Consider the following 3,808-nt stretch of genomic DNA (forward strand, 5'->3'; position numbering starts at 1 on the left):
GCGACGGACACCGGCATAGCCGTCGCCGCCGCGATCGCGGTCCTCGCGGGCATCGGGGGCGGGGTGTACGCCCTGACCAAGAGCGACGGCAACGGCGGGAACAGCGCCACCTCCCAGGCCTCCGGCGGGCAGAACGGCGGCCAGGGCGGATTCGGCGGGCAGGGCGGCGGCAACGGGGGCATCGAGGGCGGACCGGGCGGCGTTCCCGGAGGCTCCGGGGGCTCGGGCGGTTCCGGGGGCCAGACCCCGGCACCGGGCCGGTCCGGGCAGCCACAGCTCGAGGACGGCTACGCCACCGATCTGATCAGCGGCATCAGCATGCCCGTGCCCGACAACTGGACCGGCGGGAGCACCACGACGGGTGCCGTGCTGTCGACCAAGGACACCTACAAGTGCCCCGGCGACACCTCGCAGGACTGCCAGCGGGGCGGCGCGTACTCGGCAACCGCCGCAGCACAGAAACTGAAGTCCACCACGGCGGAGGCGGCGGCCAAGGAGGACATCTCCAAGAACGCCACCGAGTCGTACGGCAAGGGCTACGGCACGATCACCTCGCACACGGAGCTCGCCTCCAAGGCGGTCACCGTGGCCGGCGAGAAGGGCTACCTCGTCCGCTGGAAGGTCGTCACCAGCAAGGGTGACGACGGCTACGTCGAATCGCTCGTCTTCCCGTCCCCCGCCGACTCCAAGTCACTGATCGTCGTCCGCTTCGGCATCGACGTCAGCTCCAAGGCGCCCAAGGAGTCCGTGATCGACGACATCACCAAGGGCATCAAGGTGGCGTCCGGCGTGAGCGGCAACGGGCAGAACGTCTAGCCCGCAAGTCCAGCCCCGGACATGGATCGGCCGGGTGGGGTGCCCCTCCGCTCAAGAGGAACCCCACCCGGCCGGGGGGTGCGCGCCGCCCCCGTCCCCACGGTGCGGCGCGAGCAGGCCGACGTCCGGTCATCCCGCGGACGGCGACCTGAGTCTCAGGTCAGGCCGAGGGCCGGAATCACGACGGCCTCGACGAATTGTGTGAGATACGCCGCATCGGCGTTCCGCCCTTCCAGCACGGGGCGAACCCGCACCACACCGAACAGCTGCGCCGGGATGAACTCCAGCGCCGGGTGGTCCGCGGCGACCTCGCCCCGGGCGACCCCGCGGGCCAGGATCTCCTTGACCGCGCCGATCTCGGGCTCGACGAGCGCGTCGCGCAGCGCCTCCTGCAGTTCCTTGTCCTGGAACACGGCATGGCCGAGCGCCTGGTGCAGCTGACTGTCGCGGCCCGACCAGTTCCCCGCGGCCTGCGCCATCGCGCGCAGGTCCCCGGCGAGCGTGCCGGTGTCGATGCCAGAGAAGCGCGGACAGCTGTTGGCGCGCAGGGCGGCGGCCACGAACTGCGGCTTCGTCTTCCACTGGCGATAGAGCGTGGACTTGCTGCACCGGGTGCTCGCGGCCACGCCCTCCATGGTGAGCGAGTCATAGCCGCACTCGCGGATCTGCTCGAGCACGGCGTCGTAGAACTCCTGCTCACGCTCGGGCGTGATCTTGGAGCGGCGCGAGGCGACGACCGTCTCCGGTCCGTCCGCGGCCTGCGACGTCATGGCTCATCTCCTCGCTCGTGTGGATGGCTCGCCTGGTGTTCCGCTTCACACAGTGTATATCGATACGCCACTGTACCGGTACGCACCCGTATCGGTACAGTGGCGTATCGGTACACCTTCGTATCGGTACACTTCCGTATCGATGAGCCTTGGACAGGACCCACTCCGCTGTCGAGTGAATCTCGAGTGATCGAGTGGATTCTGTCCTGGGCTCACCGCGCACCACCCCAAGCAACACCGTCAGCAAAGGGGCCGGGGGATGGAATCCCGAACCGAGCCTGCGGAAGCAGAACCTGAGCCGGCCGCGGCGATACGGCGGCCGTCGCCGCCCAGCACCGCGGCACGGCCCCCTCTCGTACGTGAGCTCCTGCTCGTCGTAGGGCTCTTCGTCGTCTACAAGGTCGGCCGGCAGCTGGCCGACGGCCACACCGCCGAGGCCTTCCGCAACGCGAACCGCGTGTGGGACTGGGAGCGGACGCTCCACCTGCCGGGCGAAGGCTCCGTACAGGGCGTGCTGCTGCACAGCGACACCCTGGTGCATCTCGCGAACACCTACTACGCGACCGTGCACTTCCCGGCCACCGTGGCCTTCCTGGTCTGGATGTACCTGCGGCGCCCGGTCCACTACGTGTGGGCCCGCCGGGTCCTGGCCGCGGTCACCGCCGCCGCCCTGGCTCTGCACCTCACCTTCCCGCTCGCCCCGCCCCGGCTGCTGGCCGCCGCGGGCCTGGTGGACACCGGACAGGTGTACGGACCCACCGTGTACGGGGCGCACCCGGCGACCGACGAGATGGCGAACCAGTTCGCGGCGATGCCCTCGCTGCACTTCGGCTGGGCCCTGATGGTGGCGATCGGCCTGATCGCCGCGACCCGCTCCCGCCTGCGCTGGCTGTGGCTGCTGCATCCGCTGCTCACCCTGCTGGTGATCGTCGGCACGGCGAACCACTACTGGCTCGACGCGATCGTGGCGACCGCGCTGCTCGGCATCGCGCTGGCCGTGGTCCGTCTGCCGCGCGGGGCCGGGGCGACCGAGGCGCACGGCCTCGTCGCCGCCGAAGCGTCCGGGGAAGCCGACGCAGAAGCCGGGAATTCCGGCGGGGCCGGCGGTGCTGGCGAAAAGGAATCCGTACCGGAGCTCGTGGGGGCAAGACGATGAACGCCACACTCGCCGCCGTGGTCCTCTCGCTCTTCTCGGCCGTGGCGTACGCCGCCGCGGCCGTGGCCCAGGAGCGGCTCGCCTCCCGGACCACCGACTCGGGCACGCTGCGGCTGCTGGGCAGCGGGGCATGGTGGTGGACCGTCGTACTGAACGCCTCCGCCGCGCTGCTGCACGTCGCCGCGCTGAAGTACGGCACGCTCACTCTCGTACAGCCGCTCGGCGCGCTCACGCTGGTGGCCGCGGTGCCGCTCGGCGCACGGGTCGCCGGACGGCGGGTCAGCGCGGTCGAGTGGCGCGGTACCGCGCTCACCCTGATCGGACTGTCCGCGCTGCTGGTCACGGCGTCCGGGCCCGCGCCCGACGATGTGCTGAGCGTGCCGCAGGCGCTGGGCGTGGCCGCCACGACGGCCGCCCTGATCGGCATCCTGTCGCGGCCCGGCGCCCGGCCGGGGCTGCGGCACGCGACCGCCTCCGGGTTCGCCTCGGGTGTCGCCTCCGCGCTCACGCAGTCGGTGACCGTGGCCGTGACGGACCGCTCCGGCCCGCTGCTCAGCGCCCAGGTGATCGTGGTGGCCCTGCTCGTCGCCGCCTTCGCGGCGGGCGGACTGCTCCTGTCGCAGACCGCCTACCGGGGTGGTCTCGGCGCCCCGCTCGCCGTCGTGACGCTCGCCAACCCGGTCGCCGCCGCGGCGATAGGCCTCTTCCTGCTCGGGGAGCAGTTGCAGGGCGGCCCGGCCGGCCTGTTGCTCGCGGCCGTGGGCGCGGGCGTGGCGTCGTGGGGTGTGGTGACGCTGTCCCGCTCGGTGCTGGAGCCGGCGCTGCCCGAACCTCTGGTGAGCACCGCGGACGAGCACCCCGTCGCCGCGGTACTGGCGCTGGAGCCAGGATCGGCGGCGTACGAACCCTCGTTGCTGCCGAAGCAGCCCGACTCGGGTCAGCTGACGCCCCTGTAGGACTCCTGGGGGCTCCAGGAAAACGCACGACAAGAAGGGTGGCCGCGGAACTCTCCGCGGCCACCCTTCTTTTGGTGGGCCGGGTAATCCCACCCCCCGGGCGTCCAGCT

General features: G+C 71.6%; 4 protein-coding genes. 3 read left to right on the forward strand and 1 reads right to left on the reverse strand.

The annotated features are described in order from the left end of the window. Positions 1-816 (forward strand): hypothetical protein (locus ABZ656_RS56940; protein ID WP_360280478.1); only part of this gene is annotated, 816 nt, incomplete at its 5' end. A 155-nt stretch (positions 817-971) separates the two neighbouring features. On the opposite strand, the gene ABZ656_RS56945 is transcribed toward ABZ656_RS56940, so the two are convergent. Further along, positions 972-1,586 (reverse strand): TetR/AcrR family transcriptional regulator, encoded by a 615-nt coding sequence (locus tag ABZ656_RS56945; protein WP_054236092.1) that lies wholly within the window; start codon positions 1,584-1,586, stop codon positions 972-974. Positions 1,587-1,845: 259 nt separating this feature from the next. Between ABZ656_RS56945 and ABZ656_RS56950 the strand changes: the two genes are divergently transcribed. Both ABZ656_RS56950 and ABZ656_RS56955 read left to right on the forward strand, forming a co-directional pair. Then, a complete protein-coding gene (locus tag ABZ656_RS56950) occupies positions 1,846-2,742 on the forward strand; it encodes a phosphatase PAP2 family protein (RefSeq protein ID WP_101402096.1) in 897 nt (298 codons plus the stop codon). Next, positions 2,739-3,698, forward strand: a complete 960-nt coding sequence (locus ABZ656_RS56955) for a DMT family transporter (protein ID WP_101402095.1) — start codon at positions 2,739-2,741, stop codon at positions 3,696-3,698. Before ABZ656_RS56950 ends, ABZ656_RS56955 begins: the two co-directional genes overlap by 4 nt. Positions 3,699-3,808 lie beyond the last annotated feature (110 nt).

The sequence above is a fragment of the Streptomyces sp. NPDC007095 genome, assembly GCF_040634475.1.
Lineage (GTDB): Bacteria > Actinomycetota > Actinomycetes > Streptomycetales > Streptomycetaceae > Streptomyces.